The 25,146-nt window shown below is 60.7% G+C and carries 32 protein-coding genes and 1 pseudogene; 17 read left to right on the top strand and 16 right to left on the bottom strand.

Annotated features, from left to right (window positions below; genetic code table 11):
• Nucleotides 1-37: 37 nt before the first annotated feature.
• From FJ967_RS00225 to FJ967_RS00210, 4 genes are read right to left on the bottom strand one after another with little or no spacing between them, the layout of a single operon-like run.
• A complete protein-coding gene (locus FJ967_RS00225) occupies nt 38-1,237 on the bottom strand; it encodes a DUF4339 domain-containing protein (RefSeq protein ID WP_140729721.1) in 1,200 nt (399 codons plus the stop codon).
• A 50-nt stretch (nt 1,238-1,287) separates the two neighbouring features.
• Nucleotides 1,288-1,608 carry a hypothetical protein gene (locus FJ967_RS00220; RefSeq protein ID WP_140729720.1) on the bottom strand — a complete coding sequence of 107 codons (321 nt, stop codon included), beginning with the start codon at nt 1,606-1,608 and terminating at the stop codon, nt 1,288-1,290.
• Nucleotides 1,609-1,617: 9 nt separating this feature from the next.
• Nucleotides 1,618-2,007 (bottom strand): hypothetical protein, encoded by a 390-nt coding sequence (locus FJ967_RS00215; RefSeq protein ID WP_140729719.1) that lies wholly within the window; start codon nt 2,005-2,007, stop codon nt 1,618-1,620.
• 26 nt (nt 2,008-2,033) lie between these two features.
• On the bottom strand, nt 2,034-2,636 hold the full coding sequence (locus FJ967_RS00210) for a hypothetical protein (RefSeq protein ID WP_140729718.1): 603 nt from the start codon (nt 2,634-2,636) through the stop codon (nt 2,034-2,036).
• A gap of 941 nt (nt 2,637-3,577) precedes the next feature.
• Here FJ967_RS00210 and FJ967_RS00200 point away from each other — a divergent pair.
• Nucleotides 3,578-3,961 (top strand): GIY-YIG nuclease family protein, encoded by a 384-nt coding sequence (locus FJ967_RS00200; protein ID WP_140729716.1) that lies wholly within the window; start codon nt 3,578-3,580, stop codon nt 3,959-3,961.
• Nucleotides 3,962-3,975: 14 nt separating this feature from the next.
• On the opposite strand, the gene FJ967_RS00195 is transcribed toward FJ967_RS00200, so the two are convergent.
• The gene (locus FJ967_RS00195) at nt 3,976-4,761 is read right to left on the bottom strand and encodes an HNH endonuclease (protein ID WP_140729715.1); all 786 of its coding nucleotides are present in this window, start codon (nt 4,759-4,761) and stop codon (nt 3,976-3,978) included.
• Nucleotides 4,762-4,763: 2 nt separating this feature from the next.
• Entirely contained in the window at nt 4,764-5,117 is a 354-nt protein-coding gene (locus FJ967_RS00190) for a hypothetical protein (RefSeq protein WP_140729714.1), read from the bottom strand.
• Between the two features lie 189 nt (nt 5,118-5,306).
• Here FJ967_RS00190 and FJ967_RS00185 point away from each other — a divergent pair, with 189 nt between their 5' ends.
• From FJ967_RS00185 to FJ967_RS00165, 6 genes are all read left to right on the top strand, one after another.
• On the top strand, nt 5,307-5,615 hold the full coding sequence (locus tag FJ967_RS00185; protein ID WP_140729713.1) for a hypothetical protein: 309 nt from the start codon (nt 5,307-5,309) through the stop codon (nt 5,613-5,615).
• A gap of 15 nt (nt 5,616-5,630) precedes the next feature.
• Nucleotides 5,631-5,891, top strand: a complete 261-nt coding sequence (locus tag FJ967_RS00180; RefSeq protein ID WP_140729712.1) for a hypothetical protein — start codon at nt 5,631-5,633, stop codon at nt 5,889-5,891.
• On the top strand, nt 5,888-6,043 hold the full coding sequence (locus FJ967_RS33255; protein ID WP_181175622.1) for a hypothetical protein: 156 nt from the start codon (nt 5,888-5,890) through the stop codon (nt 6,041-6,043). Before FJ967_RS00180 ends, FJ967_RS33255 begins: the two co-directional genes overlap by 4 nt.
• 18 nt (nt 6,044-6,061) lie before the next feature.
• Complete coding sequence (locus tag FJ967_RS00175; protein ID WP_140729711.1) at nt 6,062-6,856, top strand: hypothetical protein; 795 nt, start codon at nt 6,062-6,064, stop codon at nt 6,854-6,856.
• Nucleotides 6,857-7,068: 212 nt separating this feature from the next.
• Nucleotides 7,069-7,569, top strand: coding sequence for a hypothetical protein (locus FJ967_RS00170; protein ID WP_140729710.1), 501 nt, complete (start codon nt 7,069-7,071; stop codon nt 7,567-7,569).
• Between the two features lie 51 nt (nt 7,570-7,620).
• Nucleotides 7,621-7,881, top strand: coding sequence for a hypothetical protein (locus FJ967_RS00165; protein WP_140729709.1), 261 nt, complete (start codon nt 7,621-7,623; stop codon nt 7,879-7,881).
• A 332-nt stretch (nt 7,882-8,213) separates the two neighbouring features.
• Here FJ967_RS00165 and FJ967_RS00160 read toward each other — a convergent pair whose 3' ends face one another.
• From FJ967_RS00160 to FJ967_RS00150, 3 genes are all read right to left on the bottom strand, one after another.
• The gene (locus tag FJ967_RS00160; protein ID WP_127397809.1) at nt 8,214-8,729 is read right to left on the bottom strand and encodes a winged helix DNA-binding protein; all 516 of its coding nucleotides are present in this window, start codon (nt 8,727-8,729) and stop codon (nt 8,214-8,216) included.
• Between the two features lie 238 nt (nt 8,730-8,967).
• Entirely contained in the window at nt 8,968-9,390 is a 423-nt protein-coding gene (locus FJ967_RS00155) for a DUF6163 family protein (protein ID WP_140729708.1), read from the bottom strand.
• The gene (locus tag FJ967_RS00150) at nt 9,387-10,427 is read right to left on the bottom strand and encodes an enoyl-CoA hydratase/isomerase family protein (protein ID WP_140729707.1); all 1,041 of its coding nucleotides are present in this window, start codon (nt 10,425-10,427) and stop codon (nt 9,387-9,389) included. Before FJ967_RS00150 ends, FJ967_RS00155 begins: the two co-directional genes overlap by 4 nt.
• A 214-nt stretch (nt 10,428-10,641) precedes the next feature.
• On the opposite strand from FJ967_RS00150, the pseudogene FJ967_RS34070 reads away from it, so the two are divergent.
• From FJ967_RS34070 to FJ967_RS00130, 4 genes and pseudogenes are all read left to right on the top strand, one after another.
• Nucleotides 10,642-10,815 (top strand): annotated as a pseudogene (locus FJ967_RS34070) (hypothetical protein); the annotation flags it as partial.
• A gap of 88 nt (nt 10,816-10,903) precedes the next feature.
• Nucleotides 10,904-11,935: a porphobilinogen synthase gene (gene hemB / locus FJ967_RS00140; RefSeq protein ID WP_140729706.1), complete on the top strand. Its 1,032-nt coding sequence runs from the start codon at nt 10,904-10,906 to the stop codon at nt 11,933-11,935.
• A gap of 298 nt (nt 11,936-12,233) precedes the next feature.
• On the top strand, nt 12,234-12,776 hold the full coding sequence (locus FJ967_RS00135) for a glyoxalase superfamily protein (protein ID WP_140729705.1): 543 nt from the start codon (nt 12,234-12,236) through the stop codon (nt 12,774-12,776).
• Between the two features lie 140 nt (nt 12,777-12,916).
• Entirely contained in the window at nt 12,917-13,561 is a 645-nt protein-coding gene (locus tag FJ967_RS00130; RefSeq protein ID WP_140729704.1) for a dihydrofolate reductase family protein, read from the top strand.
• Between the two features lie 181 nt (nt 13,562-13,742).
• Here the strand turns inward: FJ967_RS00130 and ppk2 are convergent, their stop codons facing one another.
• A complete protein-coding gene (gene ppk2, locus FJ967_RS00125; RefSeq protein ID WP_140729703.1) occupies nt 13,743-14,663 on the bottom strand; it encodes a polyphosphate kinase 2 in 921 nt (306 codons plus the stop codon).
• A 282-nt stretch (nt 14,664-14,945) separates the two neighbouring features.
• Here ppk2 and FJ967_RS00120 point away from each other — a divergent pair, with 282 nt between their 5' ends.
• A complete protein-coding gene (locus FJ967_RS00120) occupies nt 14,946-15,989 on the top strand; it encodes an aldo/keto reductase (RefSeq protein ID WP_140729702.1) in 1,044 nt (347 codons plus the stop codon).
• 28 nt (nt 15,990-16,017) lie between these two features.
• Here the strand turns inward: FJ967_RS00120 and FJ967_RS00115 are convergent, their stop codons facing one another.
• Nucleotides 16,018-16,989, bottom strand: coding sequence for a glycosyl transferase family 90 (locus FJ967_RS00115; protein WP_140729701.1), 972 nt, complete (start codon nt 16,987-16,989; stop codon nt 16,018-16,020).
• A gap of 137 nt (nt 16,990-17,126) precedes the next feature.
• Complete coding sequence (locus FJ967_RS00110) at nt 17,127-18,098, bottom strand: glycosyl transferase family 90 (protein WP_140729700.1); 972 nt, start codon at nt 18,096-18,098, stop codon at nt 17,127-17,129.
• A 202-nt stretch (nt 18,099-18,300) separates the two neighbouring features.
• Between FJ967_RS00110 and FJ967_RS00105 the strand changes: the two genes are divergently transcribed.
• The gene (locus FJ967_RS00105; RefSeq protein ID WP_140729699.1) at nt 18,301-18,447 is read left to right on the top strand and encodes a hypothetical protein; all 147 of its coding nucleotides are present in this window, start codon (nt 18,301-18,303) and stop codon (nt 18,445-18,447) included.
• A gap of 57 nt (nt 18,448-18,504) precedes the next feature.
• Here FJ967_RS00105 and FJ967_RS00100 read toward each other — a convergent pair whose 3' ends face one another.
• Complete coding sequence (locus FJ967_RS00100; RefSeq protein ID WP_246675126.1) at nt 18,505-18,738, bottom strand: DUF982 domain-containing protein; 234 nt, start codon at nt 18,736-18,738, stop codon at nt 18,505-18,507.
• A gap of 211 nt (nt 18,739-18,949) precedes the next feature.
• Nucleotides 18,950-19,615, bottom strand: a complete 666-nt coding sequence (locus FJ967_RS00095) for a GntR family transcriptional regulator (protein WP_140729697.1) — start codon at nt 19,613-19,615, stop codon at nt 18,950-18,952.
• Nucleotides 19,616-19,730: 115 nt separating this feature from the next.
• Here FJ967_RS00095 and FJ967_RS00090 point away from each other — a divergent pair, with 115 nt between their 5' ends.
• Nucleotides 19,731-20,984, top strand: a complete 1,254-nt coding sequence (locus FJ967_RS00090) for an MFS transporter (protein WP_140729696.1) — start codon at nt 19,731-19,733, stop codon at nt 20,982-20,984.
• A gap of 33 nt (nt 20,985-21,017) precedes the next feature.
• Nucleotides 21,018-21,383 (top strand): DUF423 domain-containing protein, encoded by a 366-nt coding sequence (locus FJ967_RS00085; protein WP_140729695.1) that lies wholly within the window; start codon nt 21,018-21,020, stop codon nt 21,381-21,383.
• Nucleotides 21,384-21,398: 15 nt separating this feature from the next.
• On the opposite strand, the gene FJ967_RS33250 is transcribed toward FJ967_RS00085, so the two are convergent.
• On the bottom strand, nt 21,399-21,548 hold the full coding sequence (locus FJ967_RS33250; protein WP_181175621.1) for a hypothetical protein: 150 nt from the start codon (nt 21,546-21,548) through the stop codon (nt 21,399-21,401).
• A 367-nt stretch (nt 21,549-21,915) separates the two neighbouring features.
• On the opposite strand from FJ967_RS33250, the gene FJ967_RS00080 reads away from it, so the two are divergent.
• A complete protein-coding gene (locus FJ967_RS00080; RefSeq protein WP_140729694.1) occupies nt 21,916-22,992 on the top strand; it encodes a substrate-binding domain-containing protein in 1,077 nt (358 codons plus the stop codon).
• Between the two features lie 18 nt (nt 22,993-23,010).
• Here FJ967_RS00080 and FJ967_RS00075 read toward each other — a convergent pair whose 3' ends face one another.
• Nucleotides 23,011-24,273 (bottom strand): OpgC family protein, encoded by a 1,263-nt coding sequence (locus FJ967_RS00075; protein ID WP_140729693.1) that lies wholly within the window; start codon nt 24,271-24,273, stop codon nt 23,011-23,013.
• Nucleotides 24,274-24,474: 201 nt separating this feature from the next.
• Here FJ967_RS00075 and FJ967_RS00070 point away from each other — a divergent pair, with 201 nt between their 5' ends.
• Nucleotides 24,475-25,143, top strand: coding sequence for an alpha/beta hydrolase (locus FJ967_RS00070; RefSeq protein ID WP_140729692.1), 669 nt, complete (start codon nt 24,475-24,477; stop codon nt 25,141-25,143).
• The last annotated feature ends 3 nt before the right edge of the window (nt 25,144-25,146 follow it).

Below are 25,146 nucleotides of genomic sequence, written 5' to 3'. Positions count from 1 at the left end.
TCTGCCAGCTTTCCTACTAGCTGACAACACAGGTCAATCACAGGGGTTGGTATAGGATTAGTATCTTGTCGTCCTTGTTCTCCAATGTAACCTCAGCGGAAAATGTAGCATTGGAACCCACCACGGACAGCATACACTTGCGACTCGTTTCTGTTTTTCCGGTCTCGACCGCGCTCGAAATGTCGATAACGTTACCGTAAAAGCTGATAAGCTGAGCGTTCTCGTTCATCAGCCTTGTAACTTGGGTCTTGAGATATTTTCCGTTACACTCTGGAAGCCCCGTTCCCCAGTATAATGTACCGTCGAACAATCCGGGGCTGGTTAGGTACAGACAGCCCACAAACGCTGCCGTCCAGATGGCGAAATGGTACATCGGCTCTGACAGGGCACGCGCTCTGGCAATCAGGTATCCGGGCACAAGCACGACCCAGCCTACAGCAAGGTCACGCCCCGACTTCCGCACCAGCCCCGCGTCGATGCCGCACAAGACGAAAATCGCGAACGTGGCTATGATAAAGTTGCTCTTGGGATCGACGTTGTAGCCCGCATTCTCCAGCATCCTGTTGGCGACGTATATCAAGATCGGAGACAGGGTGATTAGCCACACCAAGACGCTGGCGGGGTACGGCTTTTTGACATCGGGCGGCAGAGGCGGGGATGAATCCAGCACCTCAGATGTCTGCAGGTCCAGCGCGGACAGCGGCTTCCATTCTTTTCCTAGACGCTCAGACCAGACCAGGGTGTCCGGCTCTATGCTGCGGCGCTGCCTTAGATCGCGGATGACGTTCCACGACACCGGACCAATCTTCTCACCTCGCACGACGTAGAACCATTCGCTGCGTGGTAACTCGGGAGGAGCCATGACAGAGGAGGGCTCAACTGAAGCCTCCACTTTTCCTGCCACCGGCGCCTCAGGCATCGTTACCGGTGTCACTTCTGGTGCGGTTACAGTCGGCGCTTCCGGTGGCGCAGCGGGTGTAGCAAGGACAGCTTCCCGGCGGGCGAAATGGAACTCGACCCGCTTGAGTATGACATACAAGGCGGCCAGCACAGCCGCGCCGACAGAGACGAACAATACAAATCGATTGCCCTTTTCGAGCGCGTATCCCAGCAGCTTTGCGGTGAAGGAAATGCTCAGCAGAACCAGCAGGAACCAGATGATCGGATACGTCACCAGAGCCCAGACGAACGCTCCCGTCTCACGGTAGTCTATTGCCGCGCTTTGCTGCTTGTTCACTGGTGCCCCCACCCCGGATGTCCCGATTCCGCTATACACGTTCTCTGGTGCTATTTGCGAGGCGTCTTTATCTTTTTCCTCCACTTCTCCCAGCCGCTGCCCTTGCCGCGATCGAGCGCGCAATAGGTCTCGCCCCCGAACTCGGCCGCCATGGCTGCGGCCTGTTCCAGCTCCTTAAACCGGAAGACCTGATATTCCCGGTTGTCGCGCCGGATGTATTGGCGACGGCTGGCCATCTCCAGTTCAGTGCCGCGCCTGTGGGCCTTGTCGTAGGCCTTCTCGCAGCAGTTTTCCCAAGGGATGACGGCATGGTGCGGCCAATAGCGGTCGAGGTAGGAATCCGAGTGGATACCCTTGTGACGGGCTGGCATTAGAAACCCCTAAAATGACATAGGATTATGTTCCTGTTTTGTTCTGAAAGAGTCAACCCGCCGCACGTCCCGCGTGCACAGCCTGTCCAGCCGTTCGATCACATCAAAATTGATTGCGCATTTCACACGCTTGTCGCACTCTTCGCGCTTCGTAGCTTTCGAGGAAAGGCTATGTTGTATCCCGGCCAGGTCATCATGGACGACGAGCTTGCGATGCTTGCCCGCGTTCACAAAGCCATATGCCAGGAGCGCGCGATCCCATTGCAGGGCGCGCGCGGGCAAAAGATAGCAGCCCACTTGTTCAAGATGTTTATGAACGGCCTCACCGAGGAAGACGAGCTTCTTCACGCCATGCGGAATCGCGGACTTCTGGTGCAGCCCAATGAGGTTTTCCAGCACCCGCTTCCGATCTAGGCTTCAAACGCCTATCTGACCGGCACCCTGCCGAGATTCACAGCCGCATGGCCGTGGGCGCCGATCGCCGCCAGATATTCTGCCTTCCGCTCATTGGCGGTAGCGAAATAGCGAGCTGCCTTGGCCTCGAAGCAATTGGGCACGACGCCGTCGAGCCACGCTTGCGTCAGTAGTTGCCCGAAGGTCTTACGGCGGTTTTCCACCAGACCAGACCCGATGAGATCCAGCACCACATCAGCCCAGCCGCACGGCCACGCGCCGGCCGGAAGGGGTTTGCCCATCAGGCCGCGGTACCAGATATCGGCATCGCGCTCGGCCTGCTTGATCCCCTCCGGCCGTCGGTCGGCAAATGCCGCGCCGGCAGGTCGGCAGCCCAGTTCCCGAAGCTGCTCCATGAACTCGCCTTCGGACGGCCAGCGCTGCCACTTCCAGGAGGCGAACAGGATGCGCATGGCGGTTTGAATGTCCTTCCACGAGAAGGCGCCGACGCTGTTCTGCCAGCTCCTTTCCACGAAGGTCATGTTTTGCCCGTCCTTCAGCTCCAGTGCGCCGAAGCGGCCCGTAAGGGCTTTGAAGAGAGCGGAGATCTTTTGGTCTGCGGTGGTTGGTTCCACGGTTGTTTCTTTCGTTGACTAGAAGGGTATCGGTTCGCCTGGCACAGGAGCGTGTGGGTTTAATGCCCGCTCCGGTTCTGGACAGTCCTCCCAGCGGCGCTGGTTCAGGAAGGTGGTAGGGTGCGGGATGAATTTCCCACCGTCCCGCTTCCAGGGCGATGAGGCCTTCCAACGCTCAAGGCCAGCCAGCACATTCCCGGCGACCGCATCGAGCTTCTGGGCATTCCAGGATGACAGCGCTTTTGGCTTGCCGACTTTCAGAGGGTATGAATTCCAGAAGACGCCGAATTTCGATGGCGCCGGGGGGGCTACCGGGGGGGTATTAAATTGGGTTGTTAGAAATGAGGTATTATGGGCGTCCGGCTCCCGGACTACCCCTAGTCTGGCTCCCGGACTACCCTGGTCCGGCTCCCGGACTACCCCTGGAACTGCCGGACGATAAATATTGGTGGATTGGCTACCGTTCTCACGCTCTCGGCGTTCCATCACCAGAAAGCCAGCGACCACGGCTTTCTTTACATGGTCCATTACCGTGCTGCGGCTAAGACCGCTTTCCTCCGCTATGAGCGCATAAGAAGGAAAACAACCGCTACCATCTAGCGCCATATGGCAGCCGATGGTGTGGCAGACGAGTTTGGTTGTTGGTTCGAGCTTGGATTTTAAGACGGCGTGTTGCCACGAGAAGAAGGAGTGCACATCGCTACGCTTTCATTGTTATTGGCTCCTACGTCGTTGGCAGCTGATAGCCGGGAGTGCGGCGCGTAGGAACCGCACCCCTTCCCAGAAGCTTCCCCCCGAGTTCGCGGGGTTGGCAAGCGATTTTAGATATAGCCAGTTGGAAAACTTTCGCCGTTGATGCAAGGCTGCCGAATATGGAGCTCAGCGGTCACACATTTCGGCATATCTGCAACATTGAGCCCGTCCGAAATGAGGACGGCACGGTGCAGCTCTTCGCGCCGCAGGACCGGTACACTAAGAGGGACGCCTACCCGCTTAATCACTATGGTGCCGGCCCATTCTGTAAATTCAAAATATCGAACCGCATCAACGAAAGCGGCGTGTACGTTTTCGTTATCGGGGACGCCGTCCACTACATTGGCGAATGCGCCAACCTGTCGAAGCGCTTCAACATGGGATACGGCAATATCTCGCCGAAGAACTGCTACAAAGGCGGCCAGGAAACGAATTGCCGAGTTAACAACCTGGTATGCGAAGCCGCCACAGCTGGCCGGGAAATTGCGCTGTGGTTTCTATCCACCGCCGACTACAAGACCATCGAGTTGACGCTTCGCGCGGCTAACCGGACCGCCTGGAACCGCATTTAGTCCACCAGCTTGTTTTAGCGCGATTGGCGGAATTGATCCCATGAATTTATGCCGTCACAGACGGTCGCCACTTCGCTTTGGGAAGCTTTGACCTCTACCGCGGCAGGTGCTCGCTTCAGAAACTCTGCAGCGAATTCCTTATTGGCGGAGGCGCCGTCCGCGGGATTGGAATAGGCCAGCATGAACGTGTAACTCTGAAGCGCGACATGACGGATGATCTTTCGACCGATACCTTCGACGGTAACTTCTGTTATGCCGACCCGGTTCAGCCGCGGCTCCCAGATCTCCGGTACTTCTTCGCCGCCCAGACGAGCCCTCTCGGCGGGAGGTATTGGCGCCGGGTAAGCCAGTTGAAGAAACAAACGAACAGACCGACCCAGGTGGTCATTTTCGCCGCGGATATAAGGTAGCACGGCCTTTAATGCGAAGGTGTCCGGCGCAGAATGTATCCGGGCTGAATTGTACGCCATCTTAAGAAGCCATCGTTTCAGCAAATGAAAATCGTAGCTGAAAAGCACCTTTTCAAAGCGCTGGCGAATGGTTGAAAACTGGGAATCAAACTCTCGGCAGATATAAGCGTCCAAATCAGACAGATAGCCGTTGTTGCAGCGGCTACAGACATCCTTGAGGGTTGGTTCTCCCTTAACGTCCTTGTCTAAGCGTCTCAGCCAGAAAACATGCCCGACCTTGTTGCACTCCTGGAGGCGGCGATGAAGCGCTGTCGGAAAAAGGTGCTCCCGGGTTCGCGGCGCGTCGGTTAGGCCACAGTATGCGCACTCCCAGAGATCTGCCATCGTCATGCTCAGTACCTGTCAGCGTCTGTTCGCTCCGGCGCCTCATTGCCTGGCCTGACGCGGTAATCCTTCAGATCCTTGCCGGGCTCAAAATGCGCCCGGAAGGCCTCTTCAGCTTTTTTGCCGCCCCTGCCCGTCCAACCCTTCTGCTTTGCACGAATCCAGTATTTGAACTGCGGCACCGAGCGACGGACCTTGCCGGCAGGTTCAGGGCCGGTCTGTTTCGCCCGTAGCTGGGCGAGGTTCTTTTCCAAGGTGGCTATCTGCTCGGCCAGCTTGCTGTCACGGACGGCTGTGGCATCCGCAATCAGTTTATCCAGCTCATCAATGGTCATGCCGTGCAGGTTCGACGCAGTTGCCATCGGTCTCTCCAATGGAGGCGGACGGTAGGCTTAATGGCTATGAGAGTCAAAAATGCCGGGGATTAAAGGGTTTTAGCGGTTAATGGCCGAAGCTTTTGATATTGCCGAATGTGGATAAATAAATATTAGAAAATGCTTTACAGTATTATATTAGCGGAGCATGATATATTTACAAAAGGAGATAAAGACATGAGTTTTGAATGCGATGTAGACCACGATAAACGTCAGGATATTCTGGCTGAATTCCACGACGGCGATACCCGCCAAGGCTTTTTCATCTGCCCGAATCAGTTCGGCCATATTGCCGAGGATGCGAGCGAAACCGCTGGCCGCGATGAAATGGTGGACTGCTTTATCGAGACCGAAGAAGAAGCCCGCGCCGCAGCTTTAAGGCTTGCCAAGCTGGTCGGTTACCACGTCGATGTCGATGCGGTGACCGTACGCCGCGACAACTGGCAATCCGAGCACGCCTTCCGCGTGTTCCCATGGTCGAATTAAGGGAGGGCTCGATGCGTGAACCACACATCTACGCCTTGGGCGCTTGATGGGCGCCTTCTCGAAGGCCTGCTAACAATCGCCGAAGCGCATTGGCAGCAGTCAAAGGAACGCTCCCCTGACACTGCCGCCTTCATCGTCCGCGCTTGCGATGCCCATGATGAGTTGCTGACGATGCTTAAGCGCTTCGTTGAAGCGGAAGACGGGCCGGACTCAGACGATTACCGAGATGCTCAGAAGCTGATTGAGCAGCTGGAGAGCGCGGAGGTTCAGCGATGAAAACCACAATCGCCCTCCTCGCTTTGGTGGCCTACGTCGCCATCGCTGACATCACCTACGACTTCACCCGCCGTCACGGCTTCGAGCCGGGCGTCGCTGCTGGCACAGCGGTGGGCTGGCCGGTGTTCTGGGTGTTCATGGCCGGAAACTAACCAACGAAAGCACAGGAGATGCCAACAGATAACACCAACCTGCCGGAGCGGTTAGAATTGCCGAACGGCCATTTTATTACTCTTGAAGGTGACTATTCCTATGTGCGTGGCCCAGGTTATGAGCACATCGTCACGCTTGATAAATATGGAACGCAGAACGGACACCAAAGGGCACGCGCCTTCGCAGCAGCGATGGCCCCGCAGGATGGGCTGCGCGAGGCTTTGGAACATGCTGCAAAAGTAGCCGATGAGTTTACCAAGCATACTTGCCGGGATGAGCGCTCACGTTTCACTCTCGCGGATATGCAAGCGATGATGCGTACAACTGCCAGAGCAATTGCTGCTGATATTCGTGCCCTAGCAGCCACCCCAGCGGCCCAGCAAGCAGCGCCTGCCGTTAAAGTATGTGAGCGGTGCGGAAACACTGTGTCTGATGGGGTTTTGCATCTGCCAGCAAAATCTGACTTTCCGCATAAGAAAACTCACCCGTGCGAAGTTGTAACGCCAGCCGGGACGCAAGGCGATGCCGATAATGAGGCGCTGGCCGTCTTAATACATACCGAATGTTTTAATGGGCGTTATTATGACATTCAAAAAGCCGCAGCCCTAATCGCCCGCCACGTCGAAACCCGGCTAGCCGAGGAACGCGCCCGCAATGACCGGCTGTCGGCGGCTTTGGAGCGCATCGCCCAGTATCATGTTGGTGGATTAATTGTAGAAGGCTCGCCTGAATCAGGGCGACAGGAGCTAATTCACATCGCTCGCAAGGGCCTGGCGCAGGCGAAGCGCACGTCGACGAAGCACAACATCTAGTTTGACGGCGGCCCGCGATATGCTAAATATCGCATATCCAGGGAGATCTGCGATGTCTAACGATTCACCCAACCGCATCAACGTTGAAAAAGGCTCAAGCCTATCGAACCTGAGGGACGGATTAAGGCAGTCGGGCGGCCAGCCCCAATCTCAGACTGGCGGGTCTTCTGGTGGAAATTCCAGTTCATCGAACACTCAGCCCAAGAAGTAGCTTGCCCGACCCTATAGCCTATTGGACGCTCATCGCCACCGCGGCGAGTGCTGTTGCGTCTGCCATTGCTTTGGGTTTCAACGCCTATGAGCTTCGGCAGAATGGCCGCAGCCGAGATGCGGAGTGGCTGTTTCGCTTCCTGTCAGAAATTCGGGAAAACGAGCGCGCGTTTCTCAACGCGCCGCCCGGAGACGAACAAGGTCGGGCGCTGGTAGACTATGTGAACTTCCTGAATTCGGCGGCGGGCGCGTGTCAAAAAGGCCTGCTTCCCAAGCACACCCACGCCTTCCTGACGGACTACCTTGTCGAAGCCATTGCGACCATCGAGACCGAGGGTTTCGCCGAACGACTGGAGCGCATGAGAACCTCCAGTTCCACGTTCATCGAATTGGCCGATTTCTACAAATCACATCGACGCCAAATCGAGCGGGCGGTAGCCGAACAAAGAATTTTGAACGCAGCGGCAGATAATACCTTGCAGGCCGATTCCGCCGAATCGTAGACTCGCCTGACCATATCGAGGATGTCCTCGAAATGGTCATGGGAGGCGAACATGGACGAACGGACCTACCAGCTTTTCACCTACTACAAGGGCGTGCTTGAGTTCTTCAAAACGCCGGAGAGCGCGTTGTGGGCGACCAAGCACCATATTGAGCGTTCCAGCTACACCAAAGCCGACTTGCAGGCTGTGCTTGCCGAGGTCGAGCGGCAGAAAGCCGATACCTCGCCTATGGTCCACCTGAGCCAGCATCAGCTTGATGAAATGGTCAGGGGTTTTTATCCCATGACAGTGCCGGACGAGTTGAGTGCCTGACCAACGCATTTACCCACACCGCGCACGCCAGCCGTTGGGAGGCGCGTGCGGGCATGGATAAATGCTCACATCGCGCGAGATGAGAGAGCAAACAAAGAAGGCGCCCGCCGCGAGCGGCCCTCGCCAAGCCGCCGTACGTGGGTTGTTGGGGGCGGCGTTGGTGAGGATACCAGGGCACCTGGCATGCGGAAGCGGCCCCCAGATTCTGCGCTAGGGGCCGAAGTTTGGGTGCTACGCAACTGCAACGCTACCGGGTAAACCCGGGTGCACCGCTACGCCTCTTTGTGCGCTTACGTTGCACCCGGTACGTCAACCTACCCCAGTAAAATCAATTACATACGATACGCAATTGTATCGTTCCAGAAGCGGTCGAGGCGCTGCAAGGCGCGGTTCATCTGCTTGAACTCGTCGGTGTTGATACCGCCGACCTGCTCGATCGAGCCGACGTGGCGCTCATAGAGACCGGCGACCACTTCGGCCACGTCATTGCCCTTCGGGGTCAGCGAAACGCGGACCGAACGGCGGTCGATGCGCGAGCGCTGGTGGTTGATGAAGCCAAGATCGACCAGCTTCTTCAGATTGTAGGAAACGTTCGAGCCGAGATAGTAGCCCCGCGAGCGCAGCTCGCCGGCGGTCAGCTCGGAATTGCCGATGTTGAAGAGCAGCAGCGCCTGGATAGCGTTGATGTCGGAACGGCCGTTGCGGTCGAATTCGTCCTTGATGACGTCAAGCAGACGGCGGTGCAGGCGCTCGACCAGCTGCAGCGATTCCATGTACAGGGAACGGATAGCCTCGCGGCGATCGTCGGAAACGTTGGCGGTCTTCGCCGCCGGACGCGAATTGATCATTGTCTTTGCCTCTCGTTTGTCGCCCTGGTGATTTTTTGTTTTTCACCTTGATCGCGACACTATCGAATACTCATAAAATTCGACTTAAACGCTAGGGCTAACAAGAGCTTACCGGTAAGAGGTTTCGCAAGACGCTTAACGAACGGTCACCCGAGCAAGGATGATTAACCTAAAGATTTAGGCAATGATCGCGGGGCCGGGTAGAGGCGCGCGCCAAGTCGTCAGCGCGCCCAATGGCTTAGTGCCGTGCCGGGCGTTTCTGCAGGTATATGACGACGCGAAAGACGATGTAGAGCAGCGCCACGCAGGCATGCGAGACGATGATCAGCAGGCGATGGCCGAAAAGCTCGGGAAAGCCGGCATACATCACCGTCTCGGTGGCCGCACACATGAACCAGATCACCGGCCCCCAGGACGCCAACATCCACAGCCCGGCCGCGGCGAAGGGAAAGAACACGGCGAGCATCACCGCCGCCACCTGCCAATGCACCGGCATGAGGTCGAAGCGCCACAGCGAACCCGGGTAGAATCCAATCAGCTTGATCCAGTACAGGATGCCGAACAGCAGGCAGTAGCCCGATATGACGCGCTGAAACCAGGCAAAGATGACCTCGACGGTCGAAGGCTGGAGAACGACGCGCCTGGATGTCACCTCGCTCACAGCCCAAGCTCCTGATCGCCGAGCGGGGCAAAATAGGCCTCGACATCCGCCTCGCTGACGGCATCGATCCGCGCCGGCCGCCATTGCGGCTTCGAGCCCTTGTCGATGATGGCGGCGCGGATGCCTTCGTAGAAATCGCGGCCGGCCAGCATGCGGTTGAGGATGCGGAACTCCATCCTCATGCAGTCGTCCATCGACAAGGTCTGCCCGGCGCTGATCTGCCGCCAGGCGACCCGCAGGCTGGTCGGCGAGCGCATGCGGATCGTCGCCAGCGCCCTCGCCGCGAATTCGTCGTTGCCGGCGCGATCCAGGCTGTCGATGATGGCGGCCAGCGAGGGCTGTGCGAAATGGCGCGAGATCGCCTCCAGCGTCGTCCTGTCGGTCTCGCGCCTGGCCTGAATGAAAAAGCCGCGCAACACCGATTCCGGATCGCCCGTCAGCGCCAACCGGTCGAGGAAGCTTGCCTGGTCCTCGGCCTTGATGGTGTGGGTGGCCAGTCCCGACCAAAGCGCGTCGCCATAGCGGATGCGGCTGCCGGTCAGCGCCAGGTACATGCCGAAGGAGCCGCCCAGGTCGGGCAGCAGATGACTGGCGCCGACATCCGGGAAGAAGCCGATGCCGACCTCCGGCATGGCGAACTGGGCATTCTCGGTCATCACCCGGTGCGAACCGTGGAAGGAAATGCCGACGCCGCCGCCCATGACGATGCCGTCGATGAGCGCCACATAGGGTTTCCTGAAACGGGCGATGTAGGCGTTGAGACGATACTCGTCGGCGAAGAACTCCACAGGCGGCTTTCCGGCCCGGCCGGCTTCGTAGACGTGCAGGATATCGCCCCCGGCCGAAAACGCCCTGCCATCGGCCTTGACGACGACCACATCCACGCCCTCGTCGCGCTCCCAGGAACGCAGGGCCTTGCCCAGCGCCCTGACCATGCGATGGGTGATGGCATTGAGCGCCTGCGGCCGCGTCAGCGTGACGACGCCGGCCCTGCCCTGTCGCTCGAAGCGGATCTCGTCGCCGCCGCCAAAATCCATCGTGAAAGAATCCCTCCCCCGCGCCGGCGGGACTGAAGTGCTAAAGCGTGGCGCATGGGCGCGTCAATGGAGAGGGTGGCCAGCGGCAGCATTTGACGTGGCGTCACGGCTGGTTCCGAAACGGGAGATTCGCGATCCGGCGGCGTGGCCCAGCGGAAATTGCCCAACGATCGCTTCACGACCAACGGTTGCAATGATACCGTGATCGCCACTCAGTATCGTCTTGACGAGATGGAGCGACCAGGAGCTTGGCTGGATCGCCGATTGGCGGTTGGCCGACAGGGGAGAGACCTATCATTGGCAGGTGCGTGGCGTCAGCTTCGACGAGGCATTCCGTGTGGCAATGGCAGGCGCGGCACAGATTCTTTCAGGTAACGGCCAACCCTGATCGGGTAGCCCCCGCCGCTGGCACAATCGTGTCGCATTGGTCCGCGACGCGTCCGCGTGGTAAAAGCCGCCGACTTGGAGTTTTGGCCATGAACAAATTCACCCCGACAAAACCGGCCGGCGCGCGCAGCGTCGACGATGTCACCGGCAGCCGCCGCCTGCGCCGCATGCGCAAGGCCGACTGGTCGCGCCGGCTCGTGCAGGAGAACAGGCTTTCGGTCGACGACCTGATCTGGCCGATCTTCGTCGTCGAGGGCAGGAATATCCGCGAACCGATCGCCGCCATGCCCGGCGTCTTCCGACTGTCGGTCGACCTTGCAGTCAAGGAGGCCGAGCGCGCGGCCAGGCTTGGCATTCCGGCGCTCGCCACCTTCCCCAATGTCGATCTTGGCCTGCGCGACCAGACCGGCTCGCATATCCTCGACCCGGAAAACATCATCAACCGTGCCACCCGTGCCATCAAGGACGCGGTGCCGGAGATCGGCATCATCACCGATGCCGCGCTCGATCCGTTCACCAGCCACGGCCATGACGGCATCCTGCGCGACGGCATCATCGTCAATGACGAGACCGTGGAACAGGTCGCGGCGGCGGCCGTCATCCAGGCTGCCGCCGGCGCCGACATCATCGCGCCGTCCGACATGATGGACGGCCGCATCGGCGCCATCCGCGACGCGCTCGACGCCAATGGTTTCCAGGACGTGGCGATCATGTCCTACGCCACCAAATTCGCCTCGGCCTTCTACGGCCCCTATCGCGAGGCGGTCGGCACCGCCGGGCTGCTCAAGGGTGACAAGAAGACCTACTATATCGACCATGCCAATTCGGACGAGGCGGTGCGCGAGGCCGAACAGGACATCGCCGAGGGCGCCGACATGCTGATGGTCAAGCCCGGCCTGCCCTATCTCGACATCATCCGCCGGCTGAAGGACGAGTTCCAGATGCCGACCTTCGCGTACCAGGTGTCGGGCGAATATTCGATGATCAAGGCGGCGGGCGCCAATGGCTGGATCGATGGCGAGAAGGCGATGCTGGAATCGCTGCTCGCTTTCAAGCGCGCCGGCTGCGACGGCATCCTGACCTATTTCGCGCCCGAAGTGGCGGTGATGCTGAAGGGCTGATCCGGGTCCGCGGCCAGAGCCTTTCAGGACCGGCCAGAGCCTTTCAGGACGGCGAGTGCCTTTCAGGAGATGTCACCACTGTTTCGGCTGGGCTGCGGTGCTTTCGAATTTCCGCTGACAAGAACCCGCGGCCCCAGCTATGATGCCGGTACGGCCGGAGGCGGCCGGCAGCCCGCACCTCGCCCAAGAGGTATGGCGAACGCCTCCAGAGGATGCTTCCTGACCCGTTTCACCGTCGGGCGAAGGCGTCGGCAATGCGGGCACTGACGAAGACTTCGCCGCGACCGAAGGAACGGACATGCTTGCCCATAGCGATGCCAAGACCATGGCGAAAGCCATGCGGGAGGCGCTTGCCGCCCGCAACCTGACGATCAGCCACAGCGAGGCGCTGGAGATCGTCGCGCGCCAGTTCGGACTGGCGAACTGGAACATCCTTGCCGCGAAGATCGACGCGCCGACCGCCCGCCAGGAAACGATCGCGTTCGAGCTGACAGCACCGATCGTGCGCATCTTCGATGTCGCCAAGGCGCACGAATTCTACCTCGGGTTCCTCGGCTTCACCGTGGATTGGGAACACCGCTACGGGGAAAACTTCCCCCTCTATACCCAGGTCTCACGCGGCGATCTTGTCCTGCATCTGTCGGAACACGCGGGCGACGCGACACCGGGCGGCAATATGGTCGTCTACATGAAAGGCATCCGCGACCTTCAAAAAGAGCTCGCGGACAAGGACTACCGCTACATGAAGCCCGGCCTCGAGCACGAAGACGGCCGGCTGACGGTGGAGGTGACCGACCCGTTCAACAACCACATCCGTTTCATGGAACTGACCGGCGAATGAGCCGACGTGGCGGTCGCTGCGGCGTCCGCCACGTCATGCCGCGTTTCCTTCCATCAAGAAATACCGCTTGCAATTTAAAATCAGATTGCTAAAAGATAACCGCTTGCAAAATACAACTGGTTATCAAGGAGGAGGCCTTCATGTCCAAGCTTCGTGTCAATGCTTTCAGCCTGTCGCTCGACGGCTATGGCGCCGGTCCCGATCAGGACCTTGAAAATCCGCTCGGCGTCGGCGGAAAAGCCCTGCACAAATGGGCTTTCGGAACCCGGACCTTCCGCAAGATGTTCGGCGAGGATGGCGGCGAAACAGGCATCGACGAAGCCTTTGCGGCGCGCAGTTTCGAGAACCTTGGCGCCTGGATCCTCGGCCGCAACATGTTCGGTCCGATCCGGGGCGAATGGCCTGACGACAACTGGAAGGGCTGGTGGGGTCCCAACCCGCCCTATCATGTGCCGGTTTTCGTACTGACGCACCACAAGCGCGCATCGCTCACCATGGAGGGCGGCACGACCTTCCATTTTGTCACGGACGGCATCCATTCGGCGCTCGAACAGGCGAAAGCGGCGGCCGACGGCAAGGATGTGCGGGTCGGCGGCGGTGTCGCCACCATCCGCCAATATCTCCAGCAGAAACTGATCGACGAGATGCACCTTGCGATCTCGCCGGTGTTGCTGGGTCGGGGTGAACATCTGTTCGGGGGGCTGGATATGCTGAAGCTCGGCTATCGCTGCACAAGCCAGGCCGCAACCGCCGACGCCACACACGTGGTGATCGAGCGGGCGTAACTAAAGCTCTTTCTCCCCGTTCACGGGGAGAAATGCCCGGCAGGGCAAGGAGGGGCAGCGCTACCGCTTGAGATTATCGCCATGCTGGCGTCGCCCCTCATCCGCCCTTCGGTGTTCGTCGTTCGAAAAGCCAAGCAGTTGACTTTTCGTCTGCCGTAGAACGGGGAGAAGGAAACACACGTCAATACTTCTCCGGCACATAAAGCTCGCGCGGCAGCACCTGGCGCTCGTATTCCGGGTTGAAGACGCGTTCGGGAAGCGTGATCTCCTCGTGCGGCACATCCTCGTAAGGAAGCTGCTTCAACAGGTGATCTATGCAGTTCAGCCGCGCCCGCTTCTTGTCGTTGCCTTCGACGATGAACCAGGGGGCCTCGGGAATGTTGGTGCGGGCAAAGGTTTCTTCCTTGGCCTTGGTGTACTGCTCCCAGCGCACGCGCGACTGCAGGTCCATCGGCGACAGTTTCCACTGCTTCATCGGATCATGAATGCGCATCAGGAAGCGCATCTGCTGTTCCTCGTCGGTGATCGAGAACCAGTATTTGACGACGGTGACGCCGGAGCGCACCAGCATGCGCTCGAACTCCGGCACGTCATGGAAAAACTCCTCGACCTGATCGGGGCTGGCAAAGCCCATCACCCGCTCGACGCCGGAGCGGTTGTACCAGGAGCGGTCGAACAGAACGATCTCGCCGCCTGCCGGCAGGTGCGGAACGTAGCGCTGGAAATACCATTGCGACTTCTCGCGCTCGGTCGGCGCCGGAAGTGCCACGACACGGCAGATGCGCGGATTGAGCCGCTGGGTGATACGCTTGATGACGCCGCCCTTGCCAGCGGAGTCGCGGCCCTCGAAGATCACCACCAGCTTCTTCTTGTGATAGGCGACCCAGGACTGCAGCTTGATCAGTTCGGACTGCAAGGTGATCAGATCGCGAAAATATTGCATGCGATCGATCGAAGGCGGATGCGAGTTCTTGTAGATCTTGGCGATCTCCATCGACAGCGCCGGCTCCGACATTTCGAGTTCATAATCTTCGTCGAGCGTGTCGGCGAGTTCGGCTTCAAGCCAGTCCTTGGCAGGGGAATTCTGTCTCAGCTCGGTCATATCAACTGCTCCGCTTGCAAGCCTGTCGGTTCCCTATGGCGTCCCCGGATCGCTGGCCGGCGGCCTGGAATGGAAACACCTGAGCCGACTTCAATATAGGCCGGCGGTGACGGTTTTATTGCAGCCCAGGCGCGATCCACGACGTTGCAAATCCACGATGCGTGATCGATCCACCGCCATTGCATGGCGACAAGCCAGCCGAATTGTCCTACAAATCCCCGGTCGCATTTCAGGCCTGCCCTTTGCCGGCACGCCTCTTCAACAAAATCGTGAGGATCTGACATGGAATACCGCACCCTTGGCCGTTCGGGCCTGAAGGTTTCGACACTGACGCTCGGCACCATGACCTTCGGCGGCACCGGGCCTTTCGCCGCGGTCGGCAACAGCGATCTCGCCGAAGCGAAGCGGATGATCGACATGTGCATCGACGCCGGCATCAACCTCATCGACACCGCCAATGTCTATTCGAACGGCCTGTCGGAGGAGATCATCGGCGAGGCACTCGGCGGCAAGCGCAAGAACGACGTGCTGATCGCGTCCAAGGCGCGGATGCGCATCGGCAAGGGCCCGAACGACGAGGGGCTGTCGCGCTACCACCTGATCCGCGAATGCGAGAAGAGCCTGAAACGGCTGAAGACCGATGTCATCGACATCTATTTCGTTCACCAGTGGGACGGCCTTACCCCACTCGAGGAAACCGTTGCCGCGCTCGACACTTTGGTCAGTCAGGGCAAGGTGCGCTACATCGGCTGCTCCAACTATTCCGGCTGGCAAGTGATGAAGGCGCTTTCGATCAGCGACAGCCGTCACCAGCAGCGCTTCGTCACCCAGCAGATCCACTATACGCTGGAGGCGCGCGAGGCCGAGTACGAGCTCTTGCCGATCTGCATCGATCAGGGGTTGGGCGTGTTGGTCTGGAGCCCGCTCGCCGGTGGATTGCTGTCAGGCAAATACCGTCGCGACAGCCCGACCGCCCGCCAGCTCGGCGGCTGGTCGGAGCCGCCTATCCGCGACGAGGACCGGCTCTGGCGGATCGTCGATGTGCTGGTCGAGATCGGCGGGGATCGTGGCGTGTCGGCGGCACAGGTGGCGCTCGCCTGGCTGCTTGGCCGGCCTGCCGTCTCCTCGCTGGTGATCGGGGCGCGCAACGACGCCCAGCTCAAGGACAACCTCGCGGCGGCAGCCCTGGAGCTTGGCGCCGAAGAACGCCAGCGCCTCGACGCGGTCAGCCGCCCGCCTTTGCTCTACCCCTACTGGCACCAGCAATTGACGGCGAAGGACCGCTTCGGCCCGGCAGACCTCGTCATCGACCGCAGCGTGATCTGATCCGCGCCATCAGGCCGGCAAGCAACGCCTACCCGTCGATGAAGCGCCAGAGTTCGGGATCGGGTTCGATCTGGCCGCCGAGCACAAAATATTTGTAGAGGACGAGCAGGGAAATCGCCTGCTCGTCCGGTTCATTGAAAAATTGGCGGCAGTAGGCATTGGCGGCCGCGACGATGCGCTTGGCGGCGGCCGGATGCCGCTCGAAGTAGGCCACCTTCTCACCGAGATCGGCGAAGTCCTGGTCGAGTGGCACATAGTGGACACCGGCTTCGAGCTGGCTCTCGCCAAACCATGTTTCGTAGGTCGGCTGCGGCATCAGGCAGAGCGAGTTGGAATTCATGATCCATTTGAGATTGGTCGCCACGTCGTTGCCCTCCAGGGAGACGATGTAGCGGTAGCGCAGGTGCTGGCTGATGCTGAGGAAGGGCTTGCTGTACTCAGCCGGCGCGCTGCGCTTGTGCGAGCCGACATCGCAGAACGGCAAGTCGCGCGCGGCATCCAGGAACCGTGTCCTGATCGGATTGTTGAGGTCGCCTCGCCAGACAACGGCCGGGCGCTTGTCGGCGAAGGCGACGGCGTCGACGGGCATGTGGAAGTGGCGGAACTTGTTGAACTTCATAAGGACGGCGTTGCAATTGTCGGCAGAAATCGGCCGGTCCTTGACGAGGGTGGGCACCTTTGGCACGCCGATGACGTCGCCGAACTCCAGATCGACGACCAAGGATGGGTCGAAATAGCGCGCGAATTCCTTCAGGTCGTAATAGTACATGCTCGGTTCAAAAGGCATCTTGTCGATGCGCACCGCATCCGGGCTTGGCGTAAAGGCGTCCTGAAGCTTGTTGTATTGGTTCAGGCGCCGGCGTACCGCCTGGTGAGAGAGCCTGGCCTCTTCAAGGCGGCCCGCCAACCGTCGTCGGAAAATCGCCTGGGGTGCGATGTCGCGCATGACGTTGCGCGCATAATAGAAAACCTTCGCCGTCGTTCGTTGTATGGTGGCCATCGTTCTCGGGATCAGAAACAAGAGCCCCTAAACAGACGACAGCCGGGATGGTTCCCGCGGCACGATCGCACCCCGTTGGGCCAGGCTTCCGGCAATGTCCGAACATGTGGTGCCAGCCGAGACCAGGCGCCCGGCAACTAGCCCTCGATGTAGCGCCACACCTCGGCGTCAGGTCTGATCTGGCCTGAAAGCACAAAGTATTTGTAGAGCACCAGCAGGGAGATCGCCTGCTCGGTCCGCTCGTCGTCGAATGTCCGGCAATAGGCATTGGCGGCCGCGACGATGCGCTCGGCCTTGGCCGGATTGCGCTCGAAATAGGCCACATGGTCGGCGAGGTTCGAGAAATCCGCATCGAGCGGCACGTAGTGGACATTGGCCTCGAGCCGCCGTTCCGCGAACCACGTCTCATAGGTCGGCGGCGGCATCATGCAGAGCGACTTCGAATTCATGATCCATTTGAGATTGGTCGCCACGTCATTGCCCTCGAGCGAGACGATGTAGCGGTAGCGTTGATGCTGGCGGATGGTGAGAAAAGGCTTGGCGTACTCCGCCGGCGCGTTCTTCTTGTGCGAGCCGGCATCAACGAACGGCAGGCCGCGCACGGCCTTGAGGAATCTTGTCCTGATCGGATTGTTGAGATCGCCGCGCCAGACAACGGTCGGCAATTTGTCGGAGAACGAGACGGCGTCGGCAGGCATCTGGAAGTGACGAAACTTGTCCAGCTTCATGATGACCGCGTTATGATCGTCATCGCGGATTGGCCGATCCTTGACGATCGTCGGCACCTTCGGCACCCGCATGACGTCGCCGAATTCCAGATCGATAAGCAGTCCAGGATCGAAGTAGCGGGCGAATTCCTTCAGGTCGTAATAGTACATGGTCGGCGTGAAAGGCATTGTGTCGATGCGCACGGCATTGGCGCTTGGCGCGAAATTCTCCTGCAGCTTGTTGTAGTAATTCAGCCTGCTGCGTGCGACCTCGCCGGAGAGCCTGGCCCTTTCCAGGCGGCCGGCAAGCCTGGCGCGAAACAGCGCTTGCGGGGCGACATCGCGCGCGACGTTTCTCGCATAATAGAAAACTCTTGCTGCGGTCCGCGAAATTGTGGCCATCGGTCACTTGATCAAAACAAACAGGCAGCTCTCAATTCATTGGCGCCCCGCATTTCCTACACCATTGTGGCGTCCGTCTGGCAAGCCCCCCGCATCTCCTCGACGCCGACATCCGTGCATTGTCGCTTCGGCTGTTGTGTTTGACGGCTAATGCTCCTAGGCAGGGCTTCAGGGCAGCAAGGCAGTAGCAAAAGGAGCCGACATGGCGCGAGCACCAAACTACGATCAGGAACGCAAGGAGCGCGATCGCCAGAAAGCGGCCAAGAAGGCCGAGAAGCTCGCCGCCAAGGCCGCCGCGCGCGAGCGTTCGAAGCCTGAGACCGAGACTGAGGCCGAAACAAAGGACTGACGGCATGCGGCCCGCGAAATGCGGGCCGTGGCTCAAATCGGAACTATCCAGCCTTTGTCAGGCAGGCGCCTTGTCGGAGATGAAAACATCCACCTCCCGCGCCGCGGCAATGAACGCGCGTCTGGCAATCATGGCCGGCTTGTCGCCGGCCAGCGCGTCATGGCAGGCCTGCAGCGCGGCGCGATGCTTGGCGCTGCGCTTGCCGGGCCAGCTGTTGAGAAGATAGTCGGAAGCCTCCCTCGCCGAGCGCAGGAGTTGAGTGCTTCCCGCCGTGACGGACTTGACGGTCACGGGTGTTTCAAACCGATTGTTTTCCATCGCCGCTCATACGCCATCGGCCTCCCCGAAGCGAGGCCGAAAGTGCGCGCTGTTTCAGATACCGCCGGTTTCCCGGCGGACTCGCCGCCGCGCATCGACCGCGCGCGTCTTTTACGCAATCCCCAAGGGGGAGCGCTACGCGCTTCTCCCGGGAAAACTGCTACGCCCTTTTCCTGGAATTGCTCTACGCGGCGACGACGGCAAATCCCCTGGCGCGAAGGCCACGCCGGTCGTTGGCAAGCGACGTCACCAGCCGGCCACGGCTGCCCGTGATGTGGGCCGAGAGCAGCCGCGCGGCTTCATCGGCCTGACCAAGGCGTGCCGCGGCAAGGATAGCGCGATGTTCGAGCCATGCGCGGCCCAGGGCCGTCTCGTCACGCACTTCCAGCCAGCGGGCGCGCGACAGCCTTGTCATCGCGTCACGAACCGCCCGGAACAGGAATTCATTGCCGGAGAGCCGGGCGAGCTCGATGTGAAAATCCATGCCGACACGATGCCATTCCTCGCGTGGCGTGTTTTCGTCGCAGGAATCGAGCATCGCCTCGATCACATCGATGGCGCCCCTCTCGGCGTGCATGCATGTCAGCCGCAGCGCGGCGACCTCGACCGCTTCGCGATAGACCGCGATCTGCTCGAGTTCGGCCAGATTGATGGGCGAGACCGTCCAGCCGCGCCCGTCCCTGCCGACCAGTCCCTCGGTTTCCAGCCGCAGCAGTGCCGCCCTGACCGGGGTGCGCGAGGCGCCGAAGCGGCCTTCGATCCAGCGCTCGGTCAGCCGCTCTCCCGGCCCGATCTCGAGCGCCAGGATCATCTCGCGAAGCTGCCTTTCGACACTCTGCATCTGCGACATCGCGCATCCTTTCCAAAGCCGCATTGACAGCGACACGCTTGAAGTTCATGACGGATACCAGTTTGGTATCCCAAAATGGTATCCGCGACAAGCGCCGATACCGGGCAGGCAGGACATGGCACAGGAAGACACACGGCAAGACGGCTACAACATCCATTGGCGGCGCAATCTTGCCGTCTGTTTCGCGGGCTCGTTCAGCACGCTGATCGCCATGACGCTGCTTTTGCCCTTCCTGCCGCTCTACGTCGAACAGCTCGGCGCGCAGGGCCACGCGGCAATCGTGCAGTGGTCCGGGATCGCATACGGCGCAACCTTTTTCGCCGCCGCAATGGTCGCACCGTTGTGGGGCCGCCTGGGCGATCGCTACGGCCGCAAGGTGATGTTGGTGCGTGCCTCCTTCGGCATGGCGATCTGCATGTCGCTGACGGGCATGGTCGAGACGGTCTGGCAACTGGTGCTGTTGCGCCTGCTGATCGGCTTCGCCGGCGGCTATTCTTCGGGCTCGACCATACTCGTGGCCATGCAGACGCCGAAGGACCGTTCCGGCTGGGCACTTGGCGTCCTGTCGGCGGGCATTACTGCAGGCTCGCTGGTCGGCCCCCTGCTCGGCGGCGCGCTGCCGCCGGTGATCGGCATTCGCGCCACCTTCCTCTTGTCGGGCGGTGTGATCTTCCTTGCCTTCCTGGCAACGACGTTCCTCATCAAGGAGAACCCGCGCCCGAAGCAAGCCAAAGCCGCCTCGGCGGCAAAGCCGAAAAGCGGTTGGTCGCAGATTCCGGACAAGCGACCAGTCGTGGCCATGCTGACCACCGGCATGCTGCTTGCCTTCGCCACGATGTCGATCGAGCCGATCATTACCGTCTATGTGCAGCAGTTGATCGAGGACCAGACCCGTGTCACGCTTGTCGCCGGTATTGTCATGTCGGCAGCCGCGCTCGGCACCATCCTGTCGGCCTCATGGCTCGGCAAGCTCGCGGACCGGATCGGACACTGGAACGTCGTCGTGGGAGCGCTGGCAGTCTCGGCCCTGCTCCTCGTTCCGCAGGCTTTTGTCGCCAACAGTTGGCAGCTTATCGGCCTGCGTTTCCTGATGGGCCTGGCCTTGGGCGGCCTGCTGCCCTGCATCACCAGCGTCATCAGGCACAACATTCCCGACGGCATCGGCGGCAACGTGCTTGGCCTGGCAATCTCGGCGCAGTATGTCGGGCAGGTCGCGGGGCCACTGGCCGGCGGCTTTGTCGGCGGCCATTTCGGCATGCCGGCGGTGTTTCTCGGCACATCAGTGCTGATGGCACTCGGCGCCGTCTACAACTGGATTGTCCAGTCGCGGCGGACACGGCATATGGCGCTGGAAGCGGGCAAGCCGTGAGGCCAACCCCATCAAGGAAGGAACACGCCTATCATGACCCTGGCTGATCCAATTGGCAGCCGCCTCCTCGTTACTGCCGGCGGTCTCCTCGGCGCGGCGGGCGTGGCGCTTTCAGCGGCGGCCGCGCATCGCGGCGGCGCCTTCACCGGCACGGCCGCATCGTTTCTGCTGATGCATGCGCCGGTCTTTCTCGCCATTGGCCTTGCCGATGCAAACCGCTGGCTGCGCATGGCTAGCCTGGTTCTGCTTGTCGGGCTGCTGCTCTTCGCGGGCGATCTCCTCGCCCGCGATTTCTGGGGATCGAGACTGTTTCCGATGTCGGCGCCGATCGGCGGCACCCTGCTCATTGCAGGCTGGCTGGCGATAGCAGCCAGCGCCCTGGCGCGTCCACGGTCCTAGGCGCGCCCACGGGGCTCAATCCCGCCGGCGCTCCGCGCGAAGCCAAAGGACGCGGCTGCGTGTGACCGATGTTGTCCGGCGCCGGGCCTCCGGCCGCTCGGCAGCCGGCGCGATGCCCCAGTAATTGCGATAGATGTCTTCGAACAGATGATTGATGGGATGCATGATTGATCCTCCTTGTTTTGAATCGATCCAACCGATAGGCGCGAGAAGAGCGGATTGATCAGCTCCGCTTACGCCCCACCAGGAAGCGAAGGTCGCGAATCCATGGACCGGATTCGCCACGGCGCCTGGCTTTGTTGGCAGCCGATACGATATTCCAGTGGTTGCGATCGATGTCTTCGAACAGGTAATTGAGCGGATGCATGGCGCTCCTCACGTCAGATCGATCAGTCGAACAAATCAGTGGTTTGGATCGATTCAAACATAGTGCCGGGCCGCCCGTCGGTCAAGCAAAAATTGAATCGATCCAACGAAAGTGCTAGATGCGGCCTCAGAACCTGCTAAATGCATGTCAGGAGGCACGCGCAAAATGGCGTCACTCACCGCAGGCAATCGACGACCCGTCCGGCTGGCCGACATCGCAAAGGCCGCCGGCGTTTCGCACGGCACGGCGTCCAATGTTTTCAGCCGCCCCGAGATCGTGCGCGAGGAGGTTCGTGAAAGGGTTCGCGCCGCGGCCGAGGCGATGGGTTATGGCGGACCCGATCCAAAGGGCCGGCTGCTGCGGGCCGGCAAGGTCAACGCCATTGGCGTCGCCACCGCAGAACCCCTCTCCTACTTCTTCGAGGATCCGTTCGCGCGCGTCATGATGGCGGGCATCTCCCAGGCCTGCGATGCGACGGGAGCCGGGATTTCCCTGGTCTCGGCCGCCAACAACGAACAGCTTGCGTGGAACATCCAGAGCGCGCTCGTCGACGGCTTCATCGTCTTCTGCATCGAAGGCGGCTCGCGCCTGGTGGAATTGGCCCGCGAACGCAAACTGCCCTTCGTCGCGCTGGACCTCGCTTCCGAGGACGGATCGGTCGCGGCGATCGGCGTCGACAACATCGCCGGCGCCAGCATGGCGGCGCGCCATCTCACCGACCTCGGACATCGCCGGTTCGCGGTGCTGGCCCTGCCATTCGCCGACGGCAGAACAGGTCTTGTTTCACCCGAGCAGGTCCGGGTCGCGACCTATGCGGGAACCCGCGACCGCCTCACCGGCTACCTCCAGGAGCTTTCGCGGGTCGGCATCGACATATCCAAGGTGCCTGTCTACGAGACCGCCAACGACGCGGCGAGCACGAAGGCGGGGCTCGAAACCATCTTCGCCTCAGAGGCGGCGCCGACCGCCATCCTGGCTATGTCCGACAGAATGGCCCTTGTCGCGCTCGAATGGCTGCACGCTCGCGGTCTCGACGTGCCCAGCGATGTTTCGGTGGTCGGGTTCGACGGTGTTCCGGAAGCAAAAGTGTCCGAGCCGCCATTGACCACGATTGCCCAGCCGATCGTCGAAATGGGCCGCCTTGCCGTCAAGGCGATCCTGGATAGCGACGGACCGGTCAGCCGGCATCAGTTGCCGGTCGAACTGATCGTGCGGGCCTCGTCGGGTCCACCCCGCGGTTGAACCGTACTCACTGCCCGCCTACCGATTGGCTCTTGCCACGGCGGTGAGGCCGAAAGGCGCACGCGCCGGTGCCGGATGCTTCTGGGTCGTGAGGGCCTTGCCCGCACCGCCGATGGTCGACAGCCATTCGAGATAGAAGGCGAGCGCGAACTGCATGGCGATGCCGGCAGACAGCAGCAGGCTGTCATAGACGAAGCCGCCCGGATTGATCAACTTCATCACCTGGGCGACCATGGCGATCACCGTGCCGGCGATGAAGACCGGCAGGGATCGTTTGCCCAGTATCGCCAGCGGGTGGTCGGGGCTGGTGCGGAACAGCCCGGAGAGCGCCGGCAGGGCAATGACGAGGTAGCTGACCGCCAGGATGTGCAGCAACCGCGGCAGCGACAGGAAAGTCTTGTCGAAGCCGCCGATCACCACCGGCAGGTTGAACCAGGTTATCTGCCCCCAGAGCGGGCTATGCACCCACACAAGCGCTGCCAGCACATAGGCCGCGGCCGCGCCGACCAGCCAGCGATTGACCGGGATGACACCGCCGCGCCTGATATGCAGCATGGCGGCAAGGCCGATGTTGAACAGGAACTGCCAGGACAACGGGTTGAGGAACCAGAAGCCGGGCTCCGGATAGTTGGGCGGCGCGATCTGCCAGATACCGGCAACGAGCCACAGCGTCCCGGATGCGACAAGCGCCGGGACGGGTCTGTAACTGACGAACAGGACGAAGACCGGCGCCATCAAAAGCAGCGCGGCATAGACCGGCAGGATATTGTTGTAACCAAGCTGGTGGCCGAGCGTGACGATGCCGACCAGCACCTGCGGCGGGTTCTTCATCAGCGGCTCGATGTTGATGAGCTTCAGCATTTCCGGCCGCTTGGCAAACACCGCCACGGCGCAGAACAGCGCTATCACCGCCATGGTCGTGACGATATGAGCGGCGTAGAGCACGCCCGCCCGCCGCCACATCTTCAAGGTCGCGAGAAGCCGGCCTCCCGGCCTGAACTTCGTGCCATAGGCGAGCGCGACCGAAATGCCCGATATCAGCACGAACGCCTCGGCAGCGTCCGAGAAGCCGAAATTCTTGTAGGTCAAGGCTTCGAAAGCCGTGCCCGGAACATGGTCGATGAAGATGGTGAGCAGCGCCAGCGCGCGCAGTACATCGATACGCGTATCGCGCTCGGGGATGCGCGAATCGGGATCCGGGATACGCAAGCTGCGATCCGGGATACGCAAATGTCGATCCGGGATACGCAAATTGCGATCCGACAAAACAGGGGTGGTCATCGACAAAAGGCCTCAAAGCTGGTTGTTCATGTCCAGCAATGCGACCCCCGACGCACCGCTTCGATTCCTCCCATGCGGAGTATATCGGCGCAGAAACGGGCTGGAATGCGCCTGGTTCAATCAACTTTCGCGGAGCTTGAAAATATTGCGTTTTGAAGCCGGCAAATTCAGCGAAACCTCATATAATCAAGGGGATCCGGGATGACTGGCGCCAATGCCGCAAACGGTGCGCTGACGCTGGATCTGGCCTTTCCCTATCGTGTCCTGAGCACAGGCGAAAAGAGCCGGGATTGCCTGTTCGTGCTGCATGGATCGGGCGTCGACGAGACAAGCATGGTGGAGCTGGCCAGGCGCATGGCAGGCGATGCATTGCTGGTCGCGGTACGAGGTCGCGTTCCCCAGGAGGATGGTTTTCGCTGGTTCGAGCGAATCACGCCGACGCGCTTCGATCAAGACAGCATCCGTGCCGAAACCGCTGCCTTCGCGGCATTCGCAAGGGATGCCGCCGCGCGCCATGGGCTTGATCTCGATCGCGCGGCATTCCTCGGCTATTCGAACGGCGCCAATCTGGTTTCGAGCCTGATGCTGCTCCATCCCGGCATCGTCCGTAAAGCTGTGCTGCTGAGGCCGATGCCCGTGCTCGACAACGTGCCATCCACAAACCTCGCAGGAACACGAACGCTGATCATCGCCGGAGCGGCCGACGAAACCTATGGGCCCTTCGCGCCGGCACTGGTGACGCTGCTCAGCCTGCACGGCACCGAGATCGACGCGCGGATCGTTGCGTCGGGCCATGAAATCGGCGATCCGGACGCCGCGATAGTCAGATCTTGGCTGGCGGGATCAGCGGCACCCGAGCGGATAGGATGACCG

It is taken from the genome of Mesorhizobium sp. B2-3-4 (assembly GCF_006442315.1).
GTDB lineage: Bacteria > Pseudomonadota > Alphaproteobacteria > Rhizobiales > Rhizobiaceae > Mesorhizobium.
The sequence above is the reverse complement of the archived record's forward strand: the minus strand, read 5'-3'. Positions and strand labels throughout refer to the sequence as shown.

Coding starts and splice junctions, on each gene's coding strand:
- ppk2 (WP_140729703.1), bottom strand. CDS start 14,663: ATGACCGAGCTGAGACAGAATTCCCCTGCCAAGGACTGGCTTGAAGCC.
- FJ967_RS00175 (WP_140729711.1), top strand. CDS start 6,062: ATGCCAACAGATAACACCAACCTGCCGGAGCGGTTAGAATTGCCGAAC.
- FJ967_RS00110 (WP_140729700.1), bottom strand. CDS start 18,098: ATGGCCACAATTTCGCGGACCGCAGCAAGAGTTTTCTATTATGCGAGA.
- FJ967_RS00090 (WP_140729696.1), top strand. CDS start 19,731: ATGGCACAGGAAGACACACGGCAAGACGGCTACAACATCCATTGGCGG.
- FJ967_RS00150 (WP_140729707.1), bottom strand. CDS start 10,427: ATGGATTTTGGCGGCGGCGACGAGATCCGCTTCGAGCGACAGGGCAGG.
- FJ967_RS00075 (WP_140729693.1), bottom strand. CDS start 24,273: ATGACCACCCCTGTTTTGTCGGATCGCAATTTGCGTATCCCGGATCGA.
- FJ967_RS00085 (WP_140729695.1), top strand. CDS start 21,018: ATGACCCTGGCTGATCCAATTGGCAGCCGCCTCCTCGTTACTGCCGGC.
- FJ967_RS00185 (WP_140729713.1), top strand. CDS start 5,307: ATGAGTTTTGAATGCGATGTAGACCACGATAAACGTCAGGATATTCTG.
- FJ967_RS00120 (WP_140729702.1), top strand. CDS start 14,946: ATGGAATACCGCACCCTTGGCCGTTCGGGCCTGAAGGTTTCGACACTG.
- FJ967_RS00095 (WP_140729697.1), bottom strand. CDS start 19,615: ATGTCGCAGATGCAGAGTGTCGAAAGGCAGCTTCGCGAGATGATCCTG.
- FJ967_RS00190 (WP_140729714.1), bottom strand. CDS start 5,117: ATGGCAACTGCGTCGAACCTGCACGGCATGACCATTGATGAGCTGGAT.
- FJ967_RS33250 (WP_181175621.1), bottom strand. CDS start 21,548: ATGCATCCCATCAATCATCTGTTCGAAGACATCTATCGCAATTACTGG.
- FJ967_RS00070 (WP_140729692.1), top strand. CDS start 24,475: ATGACTGGCGCCAATGCCGCAAACGGTGCGCTGACGCTGGATCTGGCC.
- hemB (WP_140729706.1), top strand. CDS start 10,904: ATGAACAAATTCACCCCGACAAAACCGGCCGGCGCGCGCAGCGTCGAC.
- FJ967_RS00080 (WP_140729694.1), top strand. CDS start 21,916: ATGGCGTCACTCACCGCAGGCAATCGACGACCCGTCCGGCTGGCCGAC.
- FJ967_RS00195 (WP_140729715.1), bottom strand. CDS start 4,761: ATGACGATGGCAGATCTCTGGGAGTGCGCATACTGTGGCCTAACCGAC.
- FJ967_RS00135 (WP_140729705.1), top strand. CDS start 12,234: ATGCTTGCCCATAGCGATGCCAAGACCATGGCGAAAGCCATGCGGGAG.
- FJ967_RS00115 (WP_140729701.1), bottom strand. CDS start 16,989: ATGGCCACCATACAACGAACGACGGCGAAGGTTTTCTATTATGCGCGC.
- FJ967_RS00130 (WP_140729704.1), top strand. CDS start 12,917: ATGTCCAAGCTTCGTGTCAATGCTTTCAGCCTGTCGCTCGACGGCTAT.
- FJ967_RS33255 (WP_181175622.1), top strand. CDS start 5,888: ATGAAAACCACAATCGCCCTCCTCGCTTTGGTGGCCTACGTCGCCATC.
- FJ967_RS00220 (WP_140729720.1), bottom strand. CDS start 1,608: ATGCCAGCCCGTCACAAGGGTATCCACTCGGATTCCTACCTCGACCGC.
- FJ967_RS00105 (WP_140729699.1), top strand. CDS start 18,301: ATGGCGCGAGCACCAAACTACGATCAGGAACGCAAGGAGCGCGATCGC.
- FJ967_RS00160 (WP_127397809.1), bottom strand. CDS start 8,729: ATGATCAATTCGCGTCCGGCGGCGAAGACCGCCAACGTTTCCGACGAT.
- FJ967_RS00165 (WP_140729709.1), top strand. CDS start 7,621: ATGGACGAACGGACCTACCAGCTTTTCACCTACTACAAGGGCGTGCTT.